Source organism: Delftia sp. BGA-UO-ETr-SB1 (genome assembly GCF_059567865.1).
Genome location: NZ_JCAQOW010000005.1, coordinates 508611 through 532778, shown reverse-complemented (window position 1 = coordinate 532778; position 24168 = coordinate 508611). Strand labels below are relative to the sequence as shown.

The following is a 24168-nucleotide window of genomic DNA, read 5'->3' as shown; positions in this document are numbered from 1 at the left end:
CCGGCAGGGGCAAGAAACAGGCCCCTGGCCCACGACAGAAGGCTAACCCCGCCCCCTCATCACCCCCGCCAACAACGGCATCCCCGTCCTCCGAGTGAACTCCTCATAACTGATCGGCGCACTCATCCGCGTATCCGGGCTATTGGCCTGCCAGTGCGCCCAGGCACGCCCCGTGCTCGCGTCGTAGACCAGCTTGAAAATGTGGCTGGGCACATGGACCTTGCCCGGCCCGATGGTCAGCGGCTGGCCGTCGAACACCGGCCCGGTGAACACATAGACATCGCCCTGGGCGCGCTGGGCGTAGCGGCGCGTGTCCTGCTCGACCTTGCTCCAGACGCCGCCGTTGTGGGTCTGGTCCTGCGGAACCATGTTGGCCAGGCTGAAGCTCTGGGCCATGGCTTCGGGCGAGTACATGTCGCCGGCCGGCGCCATGTGTCCGCGCGAGTAGCCGGAGCGGCGGTAGTCGTCCAGCTCGGCGCGCTCGGCGCGGGGCAGGCGGGCATCGGCATAGAACTTGTCGCTGCGCTTGAGGCCCTGGCCCTGGTCCAGCAGTTTGCGGTTCAGGCGCTCCACCACGAAGACGGGCGTCTTGGTCTGGCCGCTGTGCAGCACGGCGAAGGCGCTGAAGCACAGCTCGCGCTGCTGGGGCTGGATCTGCAGGGCAGGGGGCTCGCCACCGGGGAAGAAATCGCGGCAGTGCGAAAAGCCCGTGGCCATGCTGCCGGCAGGCGGGCTGCCGCCACCGGAGGCCGTGCCCGAACCTGTCTCCGGCTGCTTGCGCAGGTGCTCCAGCCCGGGGATGGGCAGGGTGGACAGGAAGGGCGGCTCGGGAAGCTTGGGGTGCCAGTTCGGGTCCAGGCTGCAACTGGCGATCTGGAAGGTGCCCGCTGCCGCCACAAGGGCGGCGAGCATGGAGCGCCACAGTCCGCTGCGGCCGCTGCGGCTGGAGGCTTTCTTCTTGGAGGCGGGGGAGGAACTGCGCTTGCGCGCGGAAGGCTTCTTGTTCTTGACAGTCATTCGGGGGCGGCAGGCGCTGGCCGCTGGGAGGCAAGTCCGCGATGGCGCGGGTTCTGATTCGGGTCCTAGGAATTCTCCTATGTTTCCAGGCCCCCAAATGTGTCCAGATGCCCTGAAAGCGGGCCGCGCATGGCCTGATGTCAGGTCTTGGGCTGGAGGTGGGCAGCCCTTGGTTCGGCAGGCGCGCCGAACCAGCACAGCGCCAGGGCCAGCACCGCGATGCCGCCCAGCGAAAGAAAGGCCGCATCAAAGCCGAAGCGCTGCGCAATCCAGCCCGCCAGTGCCGGGCTGGCGGCCGCGCCCAGGCCCTGCAGCGTCATCACGGCGCCCAGGCCTGCGTTGACGTGGCCGGTGCCGCGCAGCGTCTGCGCGACCAGGCCTGGCAGGGCAACGCCCAGCAGCCCGGCGCCCACGCCGTCGAGCACCTGCACGGGAATCAGCGCCCAGTCCGAATCCCAGGTGGCGGCGACCAGGCCGCGCAGCGGCAGCGACAGCAGGGCCGCCTTGACCAGCAGCCAGTAGCCGCTGCGCTGGGCGTGGCGCCCGGCGAGCAGGGCCATGGGGATCATGACCAGTTGCGCCACGATGATGGTCAGCGCCGTGAAGCCGCTGGGATTGGCATGGCCGCGCGCCACGGCGGCCTGGCCCAGCAGCGGCAGCATGGCGGCATTGCCCAGGTGAAACAGCAGCATGGCCGCGGCCAGCACCCGCAGCGCCGGCGTGCCCGTGAGCACGTGCAGCAGGCCGGGGGCGCAAGGCCCGGCCTGCTCTTGGGGCGGCGTGCCTTGCGGGGTTTCATCCAGCCGCATCAGCGCCAGGCAGCCCAGCGAGGCGCAGCCCATCAGGGCCATGAGCACGAAGACGGAGGGCAGTCCCCAGCGCAGGCCCATGGCCCCCGCCAGTGCGGCCGTGGCCACGTTGCCTGCGTGGTTCCAGGCTTCGTTGATGCCCAGTTGCCGGGGCAGGTCCGCATGGCCGGTGATCTGCAGCGTGATGCCCAGCAGGCAGGGCGCGATCAGGGCCGCGACCACGCCGGTGATGACCTGCGATGCCGCCGTCACGGCCAGCGATGGTGCGATCCAGATGGCCAGGTTGCCCGCCAGCAGCAGGGCGATGGCCGCTGCCAGCAGCCTGCGCTTGCGGCGCGAGGCATCGACCAGCGCGCCCAGCGGCGTGGTGGCCAGCATGCCCGCGATGCCACCCAGGGCCATGACGTAGCCGATATCGTCCAGCCGCCAGCCCTGGGCGAGCAGGAACACGCCCAGGAACGGTCCCAGGCCGTCGCGCACATCGGCCAGGAAGAAGTTGAGCCCCGGCAGCCAGCGCCGCGCATGGTGGTGTGTGCGGTGCATGGAGGCTTCCTTCAGCGCAGGGGGCCCTTGAACACGAAGAAGGCGCCCAGGCAGATGAAGCCGAAGCCCACCAGGTGGTTGAGGGTGAGCTTCTCGCCCAGGTAGAGCACGGAAAAGACGGCGAACACCACCAGCGTGATCACCTCCTGGATGGTCTTGAGCTCGGCCGCGCTGTAGACCTCATGGCCGAGCCGGTTGGCGGGCACGGCAAAGCAGTACTCGGCCAGCGCGATCAGCCAGCTCACCAGGATGACGAGGTACAGCGGCCGGTTCTCGAACTTCAGGTGCCCGTACCAGGCGAAGGTCATGAAGACGTTGGAGATCAGCAGCAGCAGGACGGGGGCGATCTTGGGGGACATGGTGGGGTTCGGTGAAGGCGGGAAAGCAGGAAAGCAGGAAAGCAGAACAGCAGGAAGGGGCAGGAGCCCGCCCGGCCCCGGGGACCGGGCGGTGGTGTCAGCGCGCGCGGTCGTACAGCGGCTGCAGGTCCGACAGGCTGGCACCCATGCTGGTGGCCTCCAGCGAGGTGCCGTGCGCGTTGCGCGTGCCCAGGCCCGAGGCGGCAAACAGCTGCCCCGGCTGCAGCGGCTGCTGCAGCGCATGGGGGGCAAAGCGCACGATGGCACCGTCGGACAGGATGACGCCGTTGGCATCGCCGCGCGGGCCGGTGAGGACCACGTCAATGCGGCCCTGGGCCTGCTGCGTCTGCAGGCCGGCCATGCGCAGGTGCGGCGGCATGGGGCGCGTGCCGTCGCGGGCGGGCGGCTGGTCGTACACGGTCTGGCCGCTGGCCGAGTTCACGATGGCATCCGCCTTGACCGCACCACCGGCTTCGCTGCGGCCGATGATGCGCACCGTGTCGCCCACCTTCACGGCTGCCGTGAGCGCGTCGGACATATGCGGCGGGAACCGGACCACCGTGCCGTCGGTCAGGCGCAGGCCGTCCACCTCTCCATACGGATTGGTCAGCAGCCGGGCGACGGCGCTTTCAAGCACGGCCTGTGCGTGCGGCGCGCCAGGCCCTGCAGGGGCTGAAGGGGCTGAAGGGGCTGCAGGGCCTGAAGAGGCGAAGCCGCCGGGCGGCACGGCATGCGCATTCAATGCGCTGGAACCCAGCCACAGAACGGCGGAGGAAAGAACAAATCGGGACATGAGGGCTCCTTGGTTGGCGATGGACACGCATCCGTCAATGCAAGTGCCATGCCATCAGGAATCTTCATGAAATCAAGGGCTTGCAGTGGATGCTGCGGGCCCGGTGTCCGATGCGGAGACAGCAGGTGTCACCGTATCGGACACATGCGGTGCCGTCCGTGCGTCCGCGCGTCCGTGCGCCCATTGCTGCCTCAGCCCAGCCCGAACTCCGCCAGCTTGCGGTACAGCTGCTGGCGCGACAGTCCCAGGCGGCGCGCAGCCTCGGCACGGTTGCCCGTGGCGGCGGCCAGGGCACGCGTGACCATTTCTCGCTCCAGCTGGGCGACGGCGGCGGCCAGCGGGCCGTTCCAGTCGATGGCGGGCCCGTGCGCCGCGGCAGGCTGCAGGCCGATGTGCTCGGCCCCGATGACCGGCCCGGGGCACAGCAGGGCCGCGCGCTCCATGGCGTTGCGCAGCTCGCGCACGTTGCCGGGCCAGTCGTGCGCCAGCAGCAGGCGCGCGGCGTCGGCACCCAAGCGTTTGGGCGAGGTGCCGCCGCCTTGGCGCAGGAAATGCTCGGCCAGCAGCAGCACGTCGCCCAGGCGCTCGCGCAGCGGCGGCAGGTGCACGGGCACGACCTGGAGCCGGTACCAGAGATCCTCGCGAAAGCGCCCCTGCCTGACGGCGTCCGGCAGGTCGCGGTGCGTGGCCGCGATGATGCGTACGTTCACGGGCAGCGCCCGGCTGGCGCCCACGGGCGTGATCTCGCGCTCCTGCAGCGCCCGGAGGATCTTGGCCTGCGTGGGCAGCGGCATGTCGCCCACTTCATCGAGGAACAGCGTGCCGCCCTGCGCCTCGCGAAAGCGCCCGGCGCGGTCGCTGGCGGCGCCCGTGAAGGCGCCCTTCACATGGCCGAAGAGTTCGCTTTCCATCAGGTCTGCCGGAATGGCCGCGCAGTTGACGGCCACGAAGGGGCGCTCCGCCCGGGCGCTGTTGCGGTGCAGGGCGCGCGCCACCAGTTCCTTGCCCGTGCCGGTCTCGCCCAGCACCAGCACGGTGGCGTCGCTGTCCGCCGCCAGGCCGATGCGCTTGAAGACCTGCCGCATGGCCTCGCTGCCGCTGACCAGCTCGGCTTCATCGCCATCCTGCTCCGGGTTCTGCGCCGGATTCTGTGCGGCGTTCTCGGGGCTGCCGGCCTGGCCGGCACTGAGCAAGGCGCGCTCCAGCACCTCGACCAGCGAGGTTCTGGCAATGGGCTTGGTCAGGTGGTCGAAGGCGCCCAGGCGCATGGCCTCGATGGTGTTGCTGCCGCTGGCATAGGCCGTCAGCATGATGCAGGGCGCCCGCGAGAGGCCGCGGGCCTTGCGCAGGAAGGCCAGCCCGTCCTCGCCGGGCATGCGCAGGTCGACGATGGCCACATCCACCGAACCGCCCTGCAGCACCTGCAGCCCCGTCGCCACCGTGGGCGCCGCGCTGACCGCGTGGCCCAGGTCGCCCAGCATCTCGGCCAGGCTTTCGCGGAAGGCCGTGTCATCGTCAACGATCAGGATGTGGGCCATGGAAATTCCATTTCTATGCGGGTGCCTTGTGTTGTCTTGCCCAGCGCGATGCGGCCGCCATGGGCCAGCACGATTTCGCGCACCAGCGCCAATCCCAGCCCGGTGCCGCCGGGGCGCGCGGTGGTGAAGGGCTCGAACAGCGTGTCGCGCAGCTCGGGCGCAATGCCCGTGCCGTCATCGGCCACCCACAGTTGCAGCGGGCTGTTGCGGTGGGCGCTCCGGTCCGCGCCCAGTTCCACCCGGCCGCCGGCCGCCGTGTGCGCCAGAGCGTTGAGCAGCAGATTGTCCAGCGCCCTGGCCATCTGCACGGGGTCCAGCAGCGGGCGGCGCCCATCCTGCAGGTCCCGGGCAAGGCCCGCGGACACTGCCGTTGCCAGTTGCACACCCCTGGCCTGGACCAGCTCGGCATGTGCCTGCAGCCTTTCGTCCAGCAGCTGCTGCAGGTCCACCGGCTCCGGTTGCACCCGGAAGGGCTGGGTCAAGGCCAGCAGGCTCGATACCAGGTCTTCCAGGCGCGCGGTCTGGGCCAGCACGGCCTCCAGCGCGCCCTGGCTGCGCGCTTCGCGCAGTGGCGCGGGCGCTGCCAGCGCGGTCTCGGCCTTCATGCGCATGGTGCCCAGCGGGTTGCGGATCTCGTGCGCCAGGCCTGCGGACAGCCGGCCCAGGGTGGCCAGCCGTTCGGCGCTGAGCAGTTGCTGCTCCATCTGTGCCGACTGCCGCTGCCAGCGCCGGAGCATTCTGCCCAGCCACAGGCCCGAGACCAGGACCATGCCCAGCAGCAGGCTGACGGCAAGGATGAGGGGGTTGACCACGTCGGCGCTGATCAGGGGAACGCGCATCAGCGTCCAGGCCACCAGCCCGGGTGCGTCCGCCTGGGCCGGGCAGGCCGCAAAGACCACCGCCTCGCGCAGGCCGGGGCGCAGGTCGGTCACCAGGCCTGCGCTGTCCCGCGCGCGCTGGGCGGTGGAGGCGATGCGCTCCATCTCCGCACTGGGCGCATCGCGTTTGATGCCCGAGCCGTCATAGGTGGGAAACGCATAGGCCACCACGCCGGGGCCCTCGCGCCAGAAGCCGCCTTCCATGCCGGGGCGCTCGCGCAGCGCCAGGTCCAGCACGGCCTGCGCGGCGGACCGGGCCTGTGCGCTGGGCGTGTCCGCCATCAGCCCCGCCAGCCCCATGCGCGCGGCCCCGGCCTGCAGTGCGCTGCAGCTGACGCCTGCGGCGTCGCGGGCGCGGGCAACCTGCTGGTCGGTGCCCTGCCGTGTCAGCAGCAGCAGCAACCACGCCAGCACCAGGGCGACGGCCGAGATGGTGAGCCAGAGGATCACCAGATCCCGTTGGATGGACTTTTGCGGGGACAGGGCCGGCTCCTGAAAGTGATGCGCTGGAACATACACCGAAAGGGGGCCCGCGCCTGGCAGCCAGGGCCGCGTCGCCCTGCGCGGCCGCTGCGAAAGTAACGCCGTGGCGTGCCGGCGTTACGTGACATCGCCCGTAACGCCGCGAGGTGACATGGCGGCGGCTGTGCTTGGCTGTTCAAATAAATCAATAGGTTACAGATGGCTTTGCGTTGGATGAAGACGTCCGGGCCCATGGCACGCTTGTTGCAACAGGATGCAAAAAGCTTGTCGCAGTGTCTGGAAAACCGGGTGCTGCGCCACGCACCCCATCGATCGCTGTCTTTCGGAGGAGAAACCATGGCCGCTGTCTCGTTGTCGTTTGCAGGCGTGCCCCTGCCGCGACTGCGCGCCCACCCGGACAGGGCGCGCAGCAAGCCGTTGAACGTGCCCGCCTCGTTTGCGTCTGCCGCCGTGCCGCGCACCCCTGCGCGGGAGGCGGGCGACGGAAGCCTTCATGCGCAGACGGCGCAGACGGCGCAGGCGGCGCCGGTGGCGCTGCTCACGCGCGTGAGCGAGGGCGTGCGCATCGTGCGGCGCAACGATGTGATCGCGGCCCAGGCCGGCGCCGTGCTGCAGCAGGGCGACCGCGTCATCGTGCCCCAGCAGGGCGGCGCGCAGGCCGTGTTCCAGGAGCAGGACGGGCAGGCGCTGCTGGGCAGCTTCGCAGGTGGCACGGACGCCACGCTGGCGTATTTCAGCCGCAAGGCGGATGCCTGCTCGGTGGTCTTTGACCTGGTGGCCGGCCATGTGGACCTGGCGCTGTCGGCCGTGGATGCCGGCGTGCTCGGCGGCGGGCCGTCCGGCCGGGGGCGCAGGGCGATCGGATTTCACTGCTATTCACAACCCATTGCAGGCCGTTGAATGAAGGAGCACACCATGCACGACGACATCATCGAAGCTCCGCCCGGCGACACCCCCGTGGACCTGGCCATCTGGCTGTCGCCCCTGCAGACCTGGCGCAGCGTCTACGGCAACGGCTTCTGCGACGAGGCCATGCGGGTCTGCGTGGAGCGGCTCACGGGCCTGGGCATCGATGCCGAATCGTTGGAGCGTGCGGGCGACACGGTGCTGGTTCGGGGGTTCGATCCCCGCACGATGGCTGACACGGTGCTGCCCGGCAATCAGGCCCGGCATGGCTGGATGCATGCGCTGGAGTCCGCCCTGGTGCGCGACCCGGTGGTGGACGGCGCGCGCCAGGCCTATCTGCGCGCCGAGGTGCAGGCGCTGGGCTGCGTCTCCCTGACGGGCCCGCACGAGATACGCGGCAAGGGCCACGCCACGGCGGGCATCCAGGACATGGCGGTGCGCAGGATGCACCCCAGGCTGATCAAGGCCTACCAGGCCGACATGCAGTTGGCGGGCCGCCTGCTGGACGATCTGCGGCTGGGCCACCTGGCGCTGGCATTCCAGCCCGTGACGCTGCTGGAGCCCGCAGGCATGGCAGGCGGGGGCAGTGGGGCCGGCGCGGGCCGCACGCTCTACCACGAGTGCCTGCTGCGCCGCAGCGTGTTCTCTGCCTACGACAACTATGCCGTGCCCCATGCCATCGAGGCGCTGGAGCGCCTGGGCCTGGCCGCGCGGCTGGACCGCAGCGTGCTGTGGTCGGTGATAGGCGCGCTGGAGATGAAGACCGGCCACAGCCTGGGCTGCAATCTGTCGGCCGCCTCGTTCTGCGACGACGCCTGGTGGGATGGCGTGTTCGACTACCTGGAGGACCGGCCCGAGATCGCCCAGCGCCTGGTGCTGGAGATCACCGAGACCGGCGCCTTCCCCTGCGAGAAGGCCGCGCTGGGCCTGGTGCGGCACCTGCAGATCCTGGGCGTGCGCGTGGCTCTGGACGACATCGTGCCCCGGCGCGGCGGCCTGGACATTCTGGGCAAGCTGCGCGCCAACATCGTCAAGATCGACAAGTCCGTGCTGGACCAGAGCCTGCAGGCCCGGCCTTCGGCCCGGATGATGCAGGGCCTGGTCAGCCTGTGTGCCGACCGGGGCGCCTGCGTGATCGTGGAAGGCATCGAGTCCGCCCAGGGCCTGGAGGCCGTGGCGCTGGCGGGCGCCCATGGCGCGCAGGGCTTCTTCATCGCCCGGCCCTCGCTGCATGGCCTGCTGGACCAGGTGGTGCGCGTGGAAGACGTGCTGGAGGTGCTGGAGGCGACCGAGGTGCAGGACGGCGACGAGCTGGACATGGCCCTGAGCTGGAGCGGCATGGAGCGCATGTCTGCTCTTGTGGCGGCCTCCACTGTGTCTGGTGGAGCCGAGGTGTCGGCCGCCGAGACCGGCATGGGCACGGGATTTTTCCTGCAGGCGCGGGCCTGAGGCCTGGACCGATCCCGGCCCTGGGCCGCGCCTGGGTCGCCCCTGGCCCGTGCCTGGCCCGCGCCTGGCCCGGGCCGGTGCGGCACCTCACTCCAGCATCAGCGGGGCGGCCTTGCGCCGCGCCATGGCCAGGCGGAACAGGTCCATGAAGCGCGGGGCCACGTTGGAGATGTGAAAGCGCTTGCCCGTCTCGCGCGCGGCCCGGCCGTAGCGCTGGCGCCGGGCCGGGTCGTCGCGCAGCTGGCGGATGGCGCCTATCCAGGCGTCGTCGCTGTCGGGCAGCAGCAGGCCGTTGACATCGTTTTGCACCAGCTCCGGCACAAAGCCCCAGTTCGATCCGATCACGCAGCCGCCGCGCGCCAGGATCTCCATCAATCCCCAGTTGGCCACGCCGTAGCGCAGCGGGTATAGGAACAGGTCCACCGAGGCCAGCGTGCGCGCGAACTCGTCATACGGCAGCTTGCCCGGGAACTCCACCACCTGGGCGGCCGGGTGGATCTGCAGAAGATGGTCGCGAAAGCTGGCCACCTTGCCCTGGTAGCGGCGCTCCACCCATTGCTGTTCGTAACCGTAGGTCACGGCCGTGGGGTCGCCCAGGGCGATGAAGCGCATCTGCTGGCCATCGCCCTCGCGCACCAGTCGGTCGACCAGGCGCATGAAGGTCTCGAAGCCCTTGGAGCTGGACAGGTCGCGCGATGAGAAGGCCACGGTGAAGCGCGTGTCCTGGCGCGGCGGCGGCTCGGCCTGCTCGTCGGGCGCCTGGATGTCGAAGCCCTCGAACTGCACGGCCACGCGCTCCTGCAGCAGCGGCGGGAACAGCGAGCGTGCATGGGCGCTGGGCGTGATGGTCAGGTCGCTGCACAGCACCTGGTGGTAGTGCAGCATTTCCATGTTGCGGTCGGCCAGGCGCTGGGACAGGTCGGGCGGGTAGTCGGGCTCGTTGCCGTGCACGCGGTAGCTGGGGAATTCGATGTAGCTGACGATGGCGGCATCGATCTCGCCGTACAGCAGGTTGGGCGCGGCCCACAGCGAGTGGGCGACCACCACGTCGATGCGCTTGCCCTTTTCCTTCTCGAAGGCCTGCAGGCCCTGCAGCAGGCCGCGGCCTATGCGTGCCGAGCGCTCCACCTTGCTGGAGTAGTAGTAGCTTTGCGGGCCGACGATGTCGCCATCGGGCCGGAACGACAGCAGGTGGTCGCACTGGCTGGCGTAGTTCTCGGCATGGCCGGGCATGGTCATGAACCAGCTGTCGGCCGCGCCGCTGGCGCGAAGGTGGCTGCACAGCAGGCTGTACTGGCTGGGGTAGACGGCGCTGACGAAGATGATGACCGGCTTGTCCTGCATGTTCGTGGAAGTCTCCATGGCGTGGGGGGAAGGGGATGTGTCGGAGGGCGTGCTCAGCCCGGCACGGGCACTTCGGGCTCGCCGTCGCTGATCTGGTACTTGCGCATCTTTTCCCAGAGCACCTTGCGGCTGATGCCCAGGTGCTGGGCCGTGTTCTGGCGCTTCCAGTCGTTGGTGTTGAGCGCCGCGATGATGCGGTTGCGCTCGTCCATGTCCCAGTTGCTGCGGTCGGCCAGCAGGGGCTCGGCGGCGCCCGCGTCCGGCGGGAAGGTGGTGGCCGACAGGGCCTGGGCGTGCTGCAGGATGCGCTGCGTGGCGCCGTCGGCGTTCCAGTCGCGCGTCTGGCGGGCGGCCACGCCGATGCGCTCGGCCAGGTTGCGCAGCTCGCGCACATTGCCGGGGAAGTACATCTGGGCCACGGCGTCGAGGATGAAGAAGGGCGCCTCGCCCAGCTCCTTCATCGTGGCCTCGCCCACCACCTTGCGCAGGATGGCGTGGAAGATGGCCAGCTTGTCGGCCTCGCCGCGCTCCTCCAGGCTGGGAATCTGCAGCTCGATCACGGCCAGGCGGAAGAACAGGTCGGCCCGGAAGCGCCCCTCGCGCACCAGCCCGCGCAGCGGCTTGTTGGTGGCCGCCACCAGCCGGAAGTCCAGCCGCACGGCGGCGGCCGAGCCCAGCCGCGTGATGGCGCGCTCTTCCAGCACGCGCAGCAGCTTGACCTGCTGGTACAGCGGCAGGTCGGCGATCTCGTCCAGGAACAGCGTGCCGCCGTTGGCCTGCTCCAGATAGCCCTTGTGGGCATTCACCGCGCCCGTGAACGAGCCCTTGGCGTGGCCGAAGAACAGGGACTCGAACAGCCCGTCCGGGATGGCGCCGCAGTTGACCACCACGAAGGGGCCCTGGCCGTAGCGGTTGTTGCGCTCGTGCAGCCGCTCGGCAATGCGCTCCTTGCCCACGCCGGTCTCGCCGATGATGAGCACGCTGTGCTCGCAGTCGGCAAAGGTGTCCACGTCGCGCAGCAGGCGCTGCATGCAGTCGGCCACGGCGATGATGTCCTCCGAGCGCTGCACCTGGCGCTGGTTGCTCTGCATGCGCCGCAGGATGCGCACCAGCATGGCCCGCAGCTCGGCCCCCGTGAAGTCGAAGGGCAGCACATGCGAGTACTCCATGGCATAGGTGCCGGCGTTGGCGTCGCGCTGCTTGGCGCTGACCCACAGCACGGGCATGCCGAAGGTGCCCTCCACGCCCTGGCGCGTGAAGCGCGCGCCCTCCAGCACCGAGACGCTGACCACGGCGATCGCATTGCCCAGCTCGCTGGTGTCGGCGGGCAGGGTCAGCCCGTCGGCGCGCACCACGTCCACGCCCAGGTTGAGCACGCAGCGCTCCACCCGCTCGGCGATATCGGCCTGGCCTTCCCAGACATAGATGACGAGCTCGTCCAGATTCACGTTGCATTCCCTCGTTGTCGATTCATGGATTGGATGGCCTTGCCTGCCGTTCAGAAAACCAGTTGCGCCGTGTCGCAGCCGATGGACAGGGCCTTGATGTCGGTGCGGCCCACCTCCAGCCCCAGCGTGTCCTTGAGCACGCTGGTCAGCAGCGTGCCCACGCCGTTGAGGATGGGCTTGAGCACGGTGGTGACCAGCGGCTTGAGCAGGGTGCACAGGGCGCCGGTGCAGGTGAGGTTGTTGTCGCGGTTGAGCAGGGACTGGATCTCGGGGCTGTTCGGGTTGATCGTGTACAGGTACTGCGGGTGCGAGGTCAGCAGCTTGGTCACGTTGTTCTTGACGCAGCCATTCCAGTTGAGCAGCGAGCTGAGCAGGCCCGCGCAACTCTGGTAGCCGTTGTCGTAGGTGGAGATGCCCAGCACATCCAGCAGGCCGCCGGGCACGCTGGTGTAGGAGTTGAGGGCGGCCGAGAACGTGCCGCTGTTCCAGGTGGAGGACGGGCAGGCCACCAGCAGGCAGGACTTGGCGATGGCGTTGTTGAACGTGAAGTTGGACGTGAGCAGCGGCGGCATGTAGTCCTTGTCGCCGGCCACGCCGCGCCCGCTGAGCAGCAGGTTGGTGAGGCTGGTCACGTTGTAGAGCCCGTTCACCATGGATGCGTCCAGGTAGGAGCCCAGCAGGCGCGTGGTGATATCGGTGGGCGTGCTGTTCGGTGGCTGCAGCAGGCCGCTGAGCAGGTTGAGCAGTCCCGTGACGATGTTGTTGACCGTGTCGCCCAGCGCCAGCTGGTTCACCTGCGTGGAGCGGTTGGTCTTGGACCAGTTGGGGTCGGCCGGATCTTCGTAGCCCGGCTCCATGCCCAGGCCCGTGGTGGAGTCCGTGTACTCCAGCGCCGGCACCCACAGCTTGCCGTTCAGCACGGGCAGGTGCAGCAGGGTGATGAGCTGCTCATTTTGCAGGCCCTTCTCGCAGCTTTGCTTGTTGTTGGGGTCCATCTTGCCCACGCAGGCGTTGAGGATGGAGGACTTGACCGACAGGTCCATGGTCTGCGGGCTGGCGCTGCACTGCAGCGCGGTCAGCGTGCCGGTGGCGTTGGTGATGTCCACGGCAATGGGCAGCTTGACCTGGGTGCCCAGGATGTCCTTGACCAGCCATTTGAGTGCGCCGCCCAGCAGCTGGTCCGTGTCCACGTTCAGGTTCAGGCGGATCTGCGCGCTGTAGCCCTGCGTGCCGACGGGGCCCACGGCAATGGTGGGCGGCTGCACGATGGTCAGCTGGCCCTTGATGAGCCCGGCCACATCCAGCTGGTTGGCCTGCAGCGCATGGCCGTTGGCGCCGATGGCAATGGCCGTCTTCAGCAGGTCGCCAATGCCCAGCTGCACGTCCATGGCCGCGTTCAGCGGATCGGTGCGGCCGGCGCCCAGGAAGGCGAACAGGCCCTTCTGGTCATCCAGGCTGCCCAGCGGGATCTTGATGGTGCTCAGGCCCGCGTTGATGATCTGGGTCTTGAGCGCGTTGAGCTGCACGGCCAGCGCGTTGTCGGTGATGGCGCTGATGGAGGCGTCGATCACGTTCAGCAGGGTGACGCTGGCGATGTTGGCCAGGCCCTCGGGCGACAGCGCGCGCAGCTGCTCTATGCCCAGGTTCACGCCCAGGGCCTTGAGCAGGCCGGCCGGGCTGATCTTGGCATCGGCCAGGCCCTTGGAGTCCAGCAGGGTCAGCATGCCCACGTCCAGCCCCACCAGGCCCAGCAGCCCGCCCAGCGGCGTGTCCTTGTTGAAGCGCAGCAGCTGCGAGCCCACCTGGAAGGACGCCACCGAGTCGTTGCGCATGGCAATGGCCTCGGCCACCACGGCACGGCTCCAGGGACCGGGGAAGATGGTGGGCGAGGTGCCGCCCACCGTCACGCGCGCCGCGTTCAGCGGGCCGGAGCTGGCGTCGAAGAAGCGGCCGCCGCTCGATTGGCGCGCCGGGTCCGCCGGGTTCCAGTTGCCGCAGCTGACCACGGTCTGGCTGCTGTTGCGGGTCAGTGGAACCGGCCAGTTGGCCGTGATGCTGTCCTCGCCCGCCGTCACGCAGGCAGCGCGGTTGCTGCGCTCGGCATTTATGGCCTGGGCCGCCTGGGTGGCCGCCAGATCGGCAATGCGCTGCAGGTCGCGCTTGGCGTAGTACATGTAGCCCAGGTCCACGACGCCGAGCAACAGGAACAGCACCGAGCCCAGCAGGGCGAACTGCACGAGCAGGCTGCCGCCTTGCCGGCGCCCTTGTCGGCGCCCTTGCCGGCGCGTTCGGGGGCGGTGTACGGATGCGGGGAGGTGGGTGAGCATGCTCTGGTCCTCCTGTCTAGCTGCCGGGCGCAAGCCTGATCAGGCTGCGGGACTCCAGGCGCGTGGGTTCGCCCAAGGTCTGGCTGCCCACCTGCAGGCCCTGGCCCAGCACGGGGGGAAGCATGTAGACCACGCTCAGCGTGGCCTGGGAAGTGCCCCAGTTGATCTGTATCTGGGTGGGCGCCGTGCCCGCTGGAATGCCGCTGGCCGCCAGGCTCTGGTTCACCACATCGCTGGTGGCCTGCAGGATGTTGGCGCGTTCGGCCGGCTTGGCCGGGTTGTAGCCCGCCATCCCGCCAAACGCCAGATGCTGGACCATGCGCGCACCATCGCCCGTGGCACGCGCCAGCGACTGCTGTGCCTGCAGCACGCGCCAGTACACGAACATGCCCATCAGCAGCATCACCATCACCCCGGCGATCAACGCGAACTCCACCGCCGCCACGCCGCGCTGCCGCCTGTGCAGCCCTGCCGCGAAGGTATCGCCGGTGTCTTGCATGAACTCGGCCGATGCAGCAGGGCGTGCCCCACGCATGGCATGCCCCAACCCAGGGACACCGAGCAAGGGCCTAAGCCGGCCGTGCCGCCCCGCAGCGAGGGTGTCGTCCCCCTTCAAGGGGGAAGCGGCGCAGCCGCTCAGGGGGTATCTCATAGCCCCCCCCTGTCCACCATGATGTTGGCGCTGGCCGTCAACGTGGTGGGCATGACCAGGCCGAAGCCCGGCAGGGCGGGCGCTATCGGGCTGGTTCCATAAGGGATGGTGAAGCCCACGCGCACCATGCAGCGTTCGGCAACCAGCACGCCGCAGGTCAGCGTGGCCGAGCACAGTTCGCTGTTCTGCAGCCTGCAGATGCGAACGTCGATGCTGCCAGCCGTGGGCCGAAGGTCGGCCGGCAGCCAGTCGAGCCGCTGCTGCACCAGGCTGCGGGCCGCGTCCAGGCGGGCGCTGCGGCTGGTCTGGTAGCGCAGCGTAGCCCGCGCGGCGTCTTCGGCGGCGGCCTGCATGGATTCGCGCACCAGGAACGCCAGCCCGTAGCTGATGCAGGCATACAGCAGGGCAAAGAACACCGGGAAGATGATGGCCCACTCCAGCGCATACACCCCCCGCTGCCGCAGGCTGGCAGATCGGTGGGAGCGGTGAGCGCGGGGGTGGCGCCGGGTCATGGTCGTTCCTGCAAGCCGTGGCCGGGGCCGGCCTCAGTTCTTGCCGCCGGCTTCGACGCCGGTCTTGTACAGGGCGGGGATTTCCGTCTCGAAGCTCTTGAGGTAGCGCGCATAGCTGCGCCGCGCCTGCTCGCCCGCGATGGGTCGTGCACGCTGGCCCGGCTGGCTGTGCTGCATTTCCAGCAGCCGCAGGGTGCCCCCGCCGATGTCGATCTCGCGCCGGGGCAGGTACATCACGGTTCCATCGGGGTTGGTGTAGAGCGTGTAGCCGACCAGGATGGAGTCGGTGGAGGGCTCGGCGAACACATGGGGCCGTGCATCCACCTGCTCGGGCGGGCTCTGCACTTCGCCGAAGGCCTGGGCATGCAGCGTGGCCGCGGGAAGCAGGGCCAGGCCGGCGGCCAGCAGCCAGGGGGCCAGAGCGTTGGCGACTGCAGTGCGGCGCGGCGGGTCCATGCGGTGTGTGTCTGGCATGTCGTGCTCCTCAAAGTGGCGAGGCCGGTGCTGCGCCTGCGGCGCCGGGCGGCTCGGAAAGAAGAATGCGCCGGGTGATGCCGGCCGGCAGGGTCTCGGGCAGGGCCTCGGTGGCGCGTGCTTCGGGGCGGGTGCCCAGGGTCGGCACAGGGGGCGGTGCAGGGGGCAGCACAGAAGGCAGCACAGGGGCGCTGGACACAGCGGCACCGGCACCGGCACCGGCACTGGCCTCTGCGGGCAGGCTGTCGCCGCGCAGGCGCACGGCATCGCGCACGCTGGTCAGCTGTGCCTGCAGGGTCTGCAGCGAGGTCTGGTCGATCATGGGCAGGGCGCCCTTGGCCTGGGGCTGGGCCAGCTGGCGCAGCAGCTGCGACGCCTGGGCCTGGTTGCCGCTGGCCAGCCAGAACAGCGCCATGTTCAGCTGCACCCGTGCGTTGGCCGGGGCGAGTTGCGAGGCCTGCATGATGGGCATCTGCGCGGCGGCCAGCCGGCCGTCGAGCATGTGGGCGTAGGCCAGGTCACTGAGCACGTTGGCGTCGATGGGGTTGAGCTGGCGCGCCTTGTCCAGCTGCTCCACGGCCTGGCCATACTGGCCCTGGCTTGCGTACAGCAGGCCCAGGCCGCGCCGCGCCCGCGCCGTGGTGGCGCCCTGCAGCAGCGCCAGGTAGGCCTGCCGGGCCTGCTCGACCTGGCCGGTGTTGCGCAGCGCGTCGGCCCGCATCAGGCGCGACTCCGGGTTCACGCCGTACTGCTGCTCGAAGGCTTCGGTGTGCGCCAGCGAGGCATACCACTGGCCCGCCTGCTGCATCTGCGTGATCAGGTCCAGATAGGTCTGGGCGTTGTCCACCTGGGTGGCCTGCTGGGCGTTCTGCAATTGCTGCTGGGCCTGGGCGGCGGTTTCCTGCTGCGCGGAAGGGGCGCCGTAGCCCTGCGGCCCCTTGCTGGCGCAGCCGGCCAGGGCCAAGGCCAGGGTCGCCAGGGCTGCCAGGGTTGCAAGGGGTGCCGGCGCTGGCGTCCGCCCTGCGCGGGTGTTTTCCTGGTGTCGCATGCCTAGCGTCCTCCCATGGTGGTCAATGCCCTGATCACGGCCAGGAAGCCGGGGCCCGCCGTGATGACGAGCAGGGCGGGCAGCAGCGTGAGGACCATGACGCCCGTCATCTTGACGGTGATGGAACCTATCTTTTCCTTGAAGCTGGCCTGGCGCTTTTCGCGCAGCCGGATGCTGAATTCCCGCAGCGGCTCCTGCACGGCGCCGCCATGCTTGTCCACCTGCACCAGCAGGTTGACGATGGCGCTCATGTCGTCGTCGGCGCTCATGTTGACCATGCGCTGGAAGGATTGCTCGCGCGTGCGCCCGGTGTTGTAGAGCTGGTTGGCCAGGGCCAGCTCGCCGCTGATGACGCGCAGCACGCTCTTGAATTCCGAGGCCAGGATCTGCAGGCTCTGATCCACGCTCAGGCCCACGCCCTGCAGCAGCCGCAGCAGGTCCACGAACAGCGGCAGTTCCTCGACCACCTGCTCGCGCCGGCCCTTGGCCCGCGAGCGCAGAAACCATTTGGGAAGCATGAGCCCCAGGCTCACCCCGAGAAAGCCGTAGATCAGCGCCGCGTTCTCGCCGGGGCGCAGCACACCCAGCGCCAGCAGGGGCAGGACCACGCACAGCACCATGCGGCTGGCCACATAGGCCATGCTGCCGTTGCGCGTGCCCACGCCGGCCTGGTCCAGCAGCTTGCGGTCCTCATCGGCCAGCAAGGCCTTGGCCACGCCCCATTGCAGCCAGGCCGGGGGCGGGAGGTTGGCGGCCACCGCCTGTGGCGAATCGGAGGAGCGCACGTTGATGGACAGCGGGTTGAGCAGCTGCGCGTCGTTGGCCTGCAGGGCGCTCTTCGTGGCGGCCTTCGGGGTCGATGCGGTATCGCGCGCCTGCAATATCCTGGCGACCTGGCTGGAGGCACGGGCAGAGCGCCACAGCTTCCACACCAGGGCGCAGGCCCACAGCACCAGTCCCAGCGCGCCCAGGCTGATGCTGGCGATCCACAGTTGCTGCGTGGTCATGCGTGGCTCCTTGCGCAGACGGATGGGTGGGCCTGTGCTGTCATGGGTTCACCTCAGCTTGGCCAGCCGGTAGAGAAGAAAGGCGCCCAGGGCCTCCAGGGCGGCGGCGACCAGGACCATGGTCTGGCCGCTGTCGTCGTTCCACATGCGCATGAAGTAGCCGCGGTTGATCACCATGATCAGCGCCCCCACCACCAGGGGCAGCAGGGCCAGCACCCAGGCCGACATGCGGATCTCGGAGGACAGCGCATGCAGCTCGCGCTCGGCGGACTGGCGGTCGCGGATGTAGGCCGAGACACGCTCCAGCACCAGGTCGGCGCGGCCGCCATAGCGCACGCTCATGCGGAACACGGCGGCCAGCAGGCCGAATTCGGGCAGGCGCCAGTTGCGCTCCAGCTGGCCCATGGCCTGCCCCAGGTCGGGCGATGCGCTGAGCATGGCCGCCGCCTGCTGCAGCGCGTCGCCCAGCGGATCGGGGACGTTGTTCAGCGCCATCTGGAAGGCCGCATGGGGCGAGTTGCCGATGGAGATCAGGCGGACCATGTTGTCCAGGAAGCCGGGCAGTTGCTGCAGCAGTCTTTCGCGGCGCTTGGCCTGCCGCCGCCAGATGCCGAAGGCCAGCACCACGGCATACAACACGGCCACCACCAGCCCCGCGGCAGCGCCTGCCTGGCTGGTCGCCAGCAAGGCCAGCACCAGGCCGGTGATGGCGAACAGGGCCAGGGTGTTGGACGAGATTCCCCAGGACTGGACGCCCAGCCGCTGGGCCAGCCACTGCACGGCAGCGGGTGAGGGCGCGGGCTGCGCCGCGGGGGCGCGGAAGGCGGGCTCGGCCATGGGCGGGGAGGGCGAGATCACCTCCCGGTGGCCGTCCACGCTGCGCTTCATGTGCAGGTTGATCGACTGCTCATGCTCCTTGCGGCGCCCGCGCATGATCACCCACAGCGCCAGTGCCAGCAGCAGGCAGGCCAGCGCGCCGAGGATGAGGACGGCGGGTGCCAGGCCTGTCATCGCACGCCTCCGTGGCCGGTCTGCTGCTGCATGCGCCACCAGCTCAGCAGCTTGGGCGAGTGCGGCGAGATGCCCAGCGACACCCACTGGTCGATCTCCTGCCCGTCAGGGCCCACCTGGGGCTCGTAGCGGTACAGCTCCTGCATGGAGATCATGTTGTCCGTCATGCCCGTGACCTCGGTCAGCGACAGCAGGCGGCGGCGGCCGTTGGACAGGCGGCCGATCTGCACGATGAAGTCCACGGCATTGGCGATCTGGCGGCGCAGGCTGACCTCGCTGCCCTGAAAGCCCGCGAAGCCGGCCAGCATTTCGGCGCGGTACAGGCATTCGCGCGGCGAGCTGGCGTGGATGGTGCCCATGGAGCCGTCGTGGCCGGTGTTCATGGCCTGCAGCAGCTCCAGCACCTCGCCGCCGCGCACCTCGCCGACGATGATGCGGTCGGGCCGCATGCGCAGGCTGTTGCGCAGCAGGTCGCGGATGCTGACGTGGCCCGAGCCGTCAAAGCCGCCGGGGCGGCTTTCCAGCCGCACCACGTGGTTGTGGTTGAGGGCCAGCTCGGCCGTGTCCTCGATGGAGACGATGCGCTCGCTTCCCGGGATGAAGCTGGCCAGCGCATTGAGCAGGGATGTCTTGCCCGAGCTGGTGCCGCCGCTGACCAGGATGTTGCAGCGCGCCTGCACTGCCATCTCCAGGATGCGGCAGATGTCCTGGTTGAAGGTGCCCAGCTGCACCAGTTCGGGCGGTGTCAGCGGGTCCTTGCGGAACTTGCGGATGGAGACCGAGGGGCCGTCGATGGACAGCGGCTCGATGATGACGTTGATGCGCCCGCCATCGGGCAGGCGGGCATCGACCATGGGGCTGGACTCGTCCAGGCGCCGGCCCAGCGGCGCCAGGATGCGGCGCACGATGCGCAGCACATGCTCGTCGTCCTTGAAGTGCAGCGTCTCGCGCTGCAGCACGCCGCCGCGCGAGACGTAGATGTTGCCGTGGCCGTTGATGAGGATGTCCTCGACCAGCGGGTCTTCCAGCAGCGGCTGCAGCGGCCCCAGTCCCGTGAGCTCGCGCGTGAGGGCGCGCGCCACCTGCAGCGCCTCCTGCTCGTTGACGGGCACGGAGTGCAGGCGGATGAAGCTGTCCAGCTCCATGAGCACGAACTGCGCGATGGCGGCCTGCGACCAACGGCCGAACTCGGCACCCAGCTCCTCGATGCGGCTGAGCAGGTGCTCGTGCGTGCGGTTCTTCAGGTCGAGGAACAGCGCGCTTCGCTCGAACTCGCTGGCCTGGGCGTCGGCCAGATGGGAATAAGCCGTGGTCGTCATGGTGCGTTCAGCTTCTTGTTCGGTGGAAGAAACGGTTCAGGCCCCGGGCGGGCGCGGCCTGATCGCCCGCATGGGCCTGGTGGTGGGTGGTGATCAGCAAGGTGGCGAGCTTGTCCACGGCCTGCACATAGGGCTCGCGCTGCAGCCGGCTGGGCAGCAGCTGGCCCTGGTTGACGGCCTGGACCAGTTCGCGCCGGCGCTCGGGAATGGTGGCCAGCAGCGGCAGCTGCAGTTGCCTGGCGATCTGCGGGGCCTCCAGCTCCAGCTGGCTGTCGTGCCGGCTGACGATGAGCTGCACGCGCTCGCGATCGACCTTTTGCTCGTCGAGCTGGCGCAGCAGCTCGGTGGTGGAGACCACGCTGGCCACGCTCTGGTCGCAGACCACCCAGATCTGGCTGGCGCGCAGCGCCACGCGCATGGCCAGCTGCGTGGGCACAACGGCCCCCAGGTCGGCCACGATGTGGCGGAAGTACTGGCGCAGGCGCAGCAGCAGCGCGTCGGCATCGGCATAGGAGACGTCACGCAGTCGGGCGGGCTGGCGCGGCAGCGTGAGCAGGCGCAGGCCGCTTTCATGGCGGGCCAGTCCCGTCGATGCCAGGCGCCGGTCGAAGCGGCGCAGGTTGTTGACGGCCTCGATGAAGTCGAAGTCGCCCAGCGTGCCCAGGTACAGCCCGCAGTCGCCGCTGGGAAAGCCCAGGTCGATGAGCAGGCCGTCCAGCGTCTCGTTGCTGATCTCGCGGGGCGTGGCGTCCTTGCCCGGCACGGCCGTCGTGCCATGCAGGCGCTTTTGCAGGTACCAGGCCAGGTGCGAGGCCATGAGGCTGCTGCCCAGGCCGGCGCGGGCCGACATGATGGCGGTCAGCGGCGCGTTGGGCATGCCCGAGGCCGACGGGGGCACGCGCTTGATCAGATCGATCACCGTCTGGTGCGCGGCCTGCACGGGGCCGTCCACGTCGAGGAAGTCCTGCACCCCGGCGCGCAGCGCGGCCAGCATGCACTGCGGGTACTTGGTGCGGCCCACGGCCAGGCAGGGCAGGTGGGGGTGGGAGATGTGCAGCTGGGAGGCCAGGTGGGCCGCCTCGTCGGTGGACAGCGGGTCGAAATGCACGAGCACGGCATGCGGCATGTAGCGCTGCACCTGCTCGGTGACGTTGTCCTGGAACCGCGCCACATGCAGCCGTGCGCCGTCCAGCATGTGCTGCAGCCAGGCCTGGGCCAGCGAGCTTTCGGGGGTGCCTGCGTGGATGAAGAGCAGCTCCACCTGCAGGTCGTTGTCGAGCGGCTGCGGCGTCGGGCGGGGCGCGGCGGGCGTGGTCATCCTGTCCAGCGGTGACTTGTCCTGCGCGAGCGGTGATCTGTCCTGCGCGAGCGGTGACTTGTCCTGCGCAAGCGCATCGGTGCCGGGCTGCGGCTTGCCGGCCAGCGAGGCCGAGGAACGCAGCCCCAGCAGGGTCTCCAGCGAGGTGGGTGAGCCGATGGCCGGCGAGCCTGTGGCGTCCACAGGCGAATCGGTTGCGGTGGGCTTGCTTGTCATGTCGTCAGTACGAGAAGCCGGGTACGGCAGTCTGGGTGCTCATTCCGCCGGCGAGGTAGGGCAGCCAGACCTTGCCGGCGTTGCGCTGCTCGGATTGCGCACCGGGCAGCAGGGCTTCGAGATTGGTGCTGGCGGGAAGCGGGTGGACCAGGCGCGGGGTGACGATGATCACCAGCTCGGACTCTTCCTGCGTGTAGTTGAGGTTCTTGAAGAAGGTGCCCAGGATGGGCAGATCGCCCAGCACCGGCACCTTGCTGACGTTGGAGGTGGTGGCACGGCTGACCAGCCCGCCGATGACGAAGCTCTCGCCATCGGCCAGCTCCACCGAGGTGTCGGCGCGGCGCGTGCGGATGGCGGGCACGGTGACGCCGCTGATGGTCACGCCGCTGTTGAAGTCCAGGTCGCTGGCCTCGGGCGAGACCTTCAGGGCGATGCGATCGTCCGACAGGATGGTGGGCGTCAGCTGCAGCTTGATGCCGAATTCCTTGTACTGGATGGCGATGTTGCCGTCGCGCGCGGGCACCGGGATCGGCAGCTCGCCGCCGGCCAGGAAGCTGGCGTTCTGGCCGGTCTGGGCCAGCAGGGTAGGCCGGGCCAGCACGCGCGCCATGCCATTGCCTTCGAGGATGCTCAGCTGCGTGACGATGCCGGCGCCGCTGAAGGCCTTGCCGAAGGTCATCACCAGGCTCATGGCGCTGGCAATGGCCGACGAGGTGTTGTTGGACACGCCGCCCGAGCCCGTGCCTCCCGTGCCGCCCGAGCCGGTATTGCCCGTTCCCGTTCCTGTCCCCGTGCCGTTGGTATTGGTGCTGATGCTGCCCACCACGCCGGGGCTGAAGCTGCCGAAGCTGAAGCCCTGGTTGTTGCGCCCGCCGCTGTAGATGTTGACGCCGATGCGCTTCATCGCGGATTTCTTGAACTCCACCACCTGCACGTCCACCTGGACGGTGTTGCTCTTGACGTCGATCTGCGAGTTGTCCACCAGCAGCGTCTGGGCGGGCGCGTACTGGCGCAGTTCGGCCACGGCCTGGGCATGTTCTGGAACCGAGGTCAGGCGCTTTTCCAGCAGCAGGTGCTGGCCGCGGACCTGGACCTCCCAGCGCTGGGGTGCGCCACCTTTCTGGGGCCACACCACCAACGTGGTGCTGCCCTGGGCCTTGGGCGTGAGCAGCAGCTCGGTGCCGCCGGAGCCGGAGCCGGAGCCGGCACTCGCGCCGGAGCCCGGCGTGGCGCGCAGCAGTTTCACGTCCAGCACATTGGGGTCGCCCACGGCGATGCGGCCCGGAATACTGGCCAGCGGCATCAGGTGCTGGCGTCCGGCCACCAGCTGCAGGGAGTCGCCAGAGGGCATGTCCCCGGCGCCGGGGTTGTGCATGCCTTGGACGGCAGCGGTGTCCGCAGGCGCCGACACCGCTGGCGGCAATGCCAGCAAGGCCATGCTGCCGCACAGTGTCCAGACCGCGCGCTGCAGCGGTGTTGCTCCGGCCGTCGAGATGTTCTTGCACTTCATGGCATCTCCCTCTTGTTGTGTGTTCTCAGTAGTTCACCATCTGCACCGCGGCTCCGTTGTGCAGCTCCACGGTGCGTTCGCGCGGGGCCCGCTGCGGCGGCGGCCGCACGGCGGGTGCGAAGGCCGTCATGGGCTGGGCGGCAGGCTTGCGGATGTTCTTGGCGTCGGCGCCGGTGGCCAGGTCCTGCATGCGCAGGCCGGCGAAGGCGCGGTCCGCACCTTCCAGTGCCTGGTCTTTCCGGAGGCGGCCCGCCACCGGCTGCAGTGCGCCGGGCAGGGCGGCGAAGAGCTTGGGATCGGGCACGGACAGGTCGTCCGGGTTGCGCAGCGCCAGGGTGAGCTGGCCGAATTTCTCGGCCAGCGTGAGGCGCTCCACATCGTCCAGCGGCACGGCCAGCACGGCCGATTGCACGTTCTCAGGGCGCTGGCCGGTCTGATCCGCAGCGCTGGCGCGGCGCAGCGACGAGCCTGCCGATTCCTTGTCCTGCTGCGCCTGGCGCTGGACGGCCGGCATGGGCGGGCGTTCCACGCTGCCGGAGCCGTAGGCCAGCACGCGGCTGCGCGCCAGCAGCAGCCGGGTCTGCGCGTCCACGGGGGCCTGGTCGGACTTGCCGTCCAGCGTGAAGTAGACATCCACGAAGTCGCCGGGGCGCACATGGTGGCCCGCGGCCATCTGTTCCCGGATGGCGATCGCCAGGGCGCGCTGTCCCGGCTCCAGCTGCAGCGCCAGGCCGCTGAGCAGTTGCTGCTCGAACAGCGGGGTGCCCGGGGTGAGCGCCATCAGCGTGGTGCGGCCCAGCACGTCGTCGGTCGCGGCAAAGCTGCCGGGTACGGGGGCGGGCAGCTGGGCCAGCTTCACATCCTCGCTGCCGATGCGCTGGCCTGCGGCAATGGCCTGGGCCACGACCACGACGGCATGCTGCGGCACGGGCTCGGGGGCCGGCTGCGCCGAGGCGGCCGGTGAGGGCTGGGCCACGGGGCGTGCGGGCTGGCTGCCCAGCAGCCAGGCAAGGCCTGCGAGCACGATGGCCAGCCCCACCAGCAGTCCGGCAAGAATCTTGGTGAGGTTCATGGCTGGGGCTCCTGGTGCAAGTGGGTGGCGACGGTGTTCAGGCATGGGGGCTGCCCTGGCGCTTTCCTGCCATGGCGCAGAGGGTCCGCCAGGGCAGGAAAGCGTCCGGATAGCGCACAGCGGCGGCTTGCGGCG

The 24168-nt window shown here is 69.5% G+C and carries 21 protein-coding genes; 2 read left to right on the top strand and 19 right to left on the bottom strand.

The genetic code is table 11. The annotated features are described in order from the left end of the window. Positions 1-42: 42 nt before the first annotated feature. From AC57B5_RS12500 to AC57B5_RS12475, 6 genes are all read right to left on the bottom strand, one after another. A complete protein-coding gene (locus tag AC57B5_RS12500; RefSeq protein WP_496399645.1) occupies positions 43-1017 on the bottom strand; it encodes a DNA/RNA non-specific endonuclease in 975 nt (324 codons plus the stop codon). A 140-nt stretch (positions 1018-1157) separates the two neighbouring features. Further along, on the bottom strand, positions 1158-2369 hold the full coding sequence (locus AC57B5_RS12495; protein ID WP_207476023.1) for an MFS transporter: 1212 nt from the start codon (positions 2367-2369) through the stop codon (positions 1158-1160). A gap of 11 nt (positions 2370-2380) precedes the next feature. Beyond that, the gene (locus AC57B5_RS12490) at positions 2381-2728 is read right to left on the bottom strand and encodes a DMT family protein (protein ID WP_012203978.1); all 348 of its coding nucleotides are present in this window, start codon (positions 2726-2728) and stop codon (positions 2381-2383) included. 97 nt (positions 2729-2825) lie between these two features. Continuing rightward, positions 2826-3521, bottom strand: a complete 696-nt coding sequence (locus tag AC57B5_RS12485) for a hypothetical protein (RefSeq protein ID WP_207476022.1) — start codon at positions 3519-3521, stop codon at positions 2826-2828. 191 nt (positions 3522-3712) lie between these two features. Continuing rightward, on the bottom strand, positions 3713-5059 hold the full coding sequence (locus AC57B5_RS12480; RefSeq protein ID WP_207476021.1) for a sigma-54-dependent transcriptional regulator: 1347 nt from the start codon (positions 5057-5059) through the stop codon (positions 3713-3715). Further along, the gene (locus tag AC57B5_RS12475; RefSeq protein WP_496399644.1) at positions 5044-6456 is read right to left on the bottom strand and encodes a sensor histidine kinase; all 1413 of its coding nucleotides are present in this window, start codon (positions 6454-6456) and stop codon (positions 5044-5046) included. The genes AC57B5_RS12480 and AC57B5_RS12475 overlap by 16 nt, the downstream gene beginning before the upstream one ends. Positions 6457-6756: 300 nt before the next feature. Here AC57B5_RS12475 and AC57B5_RS12470 point away from each other — a divergent pair, with 300 nt between their 5' ends. Next, positions 6757-7320 (top strand): hypothetical protein, encoded by a 564-nt coding sequence (locus AC57B5_RS12470; RefSeq protein WP_496399643.1) that lies wholly within the window; start codon positions 6757-6759, stop codon positions 7318-7320. A gap of 15 nt (positions 7321-7335) precedes the next feature. Further along, on the top strand, positions 7336-8775 hold the full coding sequence (locus AC57B5_RS12465) for an EAL domain-containing protein (RefSeq protein ID WP_496399642.1): 1440 nt from the start codon (positions 7336-7338) through the stop codon (positions 8773-8775). Positions 8776-8862: 87 nt separating this feature from the next. On the opposite strand, the gene AC57B5_RS12460 is transcribed toward AC57B5_RS12465, so the two are convergent. The 13 genes from AC57B5_RS12460 to cpaB form a co-directional block, all read right to left on the bottom strand. Further along, positions 8863-10119 carry a glycosyltransferase gene (locus AC57B5_RS12460; RefSeq protein WP_034391032.1) on the bottom strand — a complete coding sequence of 419 codons (1257 nt, stop codon included), beginning with the start codon at positions 10117-10119 and terminating at the stop codon, positions 8863-8865. A 53-nt stretch (positions 10120-10172) separates the two neighbouring features. Next, the gene (locus AC57B5_RS12455) at positions 10173-11567 is read right to left on the bottom strand and encodes a sigma 54-interacting transcriptional regulator (RefSeq protein WP_013803762.1); all 1395 of its coding nucleotides are present in this window, start codon (positions 11565-11567) and stop codon (positions 10173-10175) included. A 50-nt stretch (positions 11568-11617) separates the two neighbouring features. Next, complete coding sequence (locus AC57B5_RS12450) at positions 11618-13894, bottom strand: TadG family pilus assembly protein (RefSeq protein ID WP_496399641.1); 2277 nt, start codon at positions 13892-13894, stop codon at positions 11618-11620. A 16-nt stretch (positions 13895-13910) separates the two neighbouring features. After that, positions 13911-14429 (bottom strand): TadE/TadG family type IV pilus assembly protein, encoded by a 519-nt coding sequence (locus tag AC57B5_RS12445; RefSeq protein WP_230590726.1) that lies wholly within the window; start codon positions 14427-14429, stop codon positions 13911-13913. Positions 14430-14542: 113 nt separating this feature from the next. Beyond that, positions 14543-15058: a TadE/TadG family type IV pilus assembly protein gene (locus AC57B5_RS12440; protein ID WP_313237446.1), complete on the bottom strand. Its 516-nt coding sequence runs from the start codon at positions 15056-15058 to the stop codon at positions 14543-14545. A 33-nt stretch (positions 15059-15091) separates the two neighbouring features. Then, positions 15092-15532, bottom strand: coding sequence for a DUF3613 domain-containing protein (locus tag AC57B5_RS12435; protein WP_047325933.1), 441 nt, complete (start codon positions 15530-15532; stop codon positions 15092-15094). Positions 15533-15542: 10 nt separating this feature from the next. Then, a complete protein-coding gene (locus tag AC57B5_RS12430) occupies positions 15543-16580 on the bottom strand; it encodes a tetratricopeptide repeat protein (RefSeq protein ID WP_496399640.1) in 1038 nt (345 codons plus the stop codon). A gap of 2 nt (positions 16581-16582) precedes the next feature. Next, complete coding sequence (locus AC57B5_RS12425) at positions 16583-17587, bottom strand: type II secretion system F family protein (protein WP_047218965.1); 1005 nt, start codon at positions 17585-17587, stop codon at positions 16583-16585. Positions 17588-17635: 48 nt separating this feature from the next. Then, positions 17636-18598, bottom strand: a complete 963-nt coding sequence (locus AC57B5_RS12420) for a type II secretion system F family protein (RefSeq protein WP_013803755.1) — start codon at positions 18596-18598, stop codon at positions 17636-17638. After that, positions 18595-19917: a TadA family conjugal transfer-associated ATPase gene (locus AC57B5_RS12415; protein WP_012203993.1), complete on the bottom strand. Its 1323-nt coding sequence runs from the start codon at positions 19915-19917 to the stop codon at positions 18595-18597. The genes AC57B5_RS12420 and AC57B5_RS12415 overlap by 4 nt, the downstream gene beginning before the upstream one ends. A 7-nt stretch (positions 19918-19924) precedes the next feature. Next, positions 19925-21451 carry a CpaE/TadZ family protein gene (locus AC57B5_RS12410; RefSeq protein WP_496399639.1) on the bottom strand — a complete coding sequence of 509 codons (1527 nt, stop codon included), beginning with the start codon at positions 21449-21451 and terminating at the stop codon, positions 19925-19927. A gap of 4 nt (positions 21452-21455) precedes the next feature. Beyond that, on the bottom strand, positions 21456-22961 hold the full coding sequence (locus tag AC57B5_RS12405) for a type II and III secretion system protein family protein (RefSeq protein ID WP_496399638.1): 1506 nt from the start codon (positions 22959-22961) through the stop codon (positions 21456-21458). A 25-nt stretch (positions 22962-22986) separates the two neighbouring features. Continuing rightward, positions 22987-24033, bottom strand: coding sequence for a Flp pilus assembly protein CpaB (gene cpaB, locus AC57B5_RS12400; protein ID WP_065347615.1), 1047 nt, complete (start codon positions 24031-24033; stop codon positions 22987-22989). Positions 24034-24168: the final 135 nt, after the last annotated feature.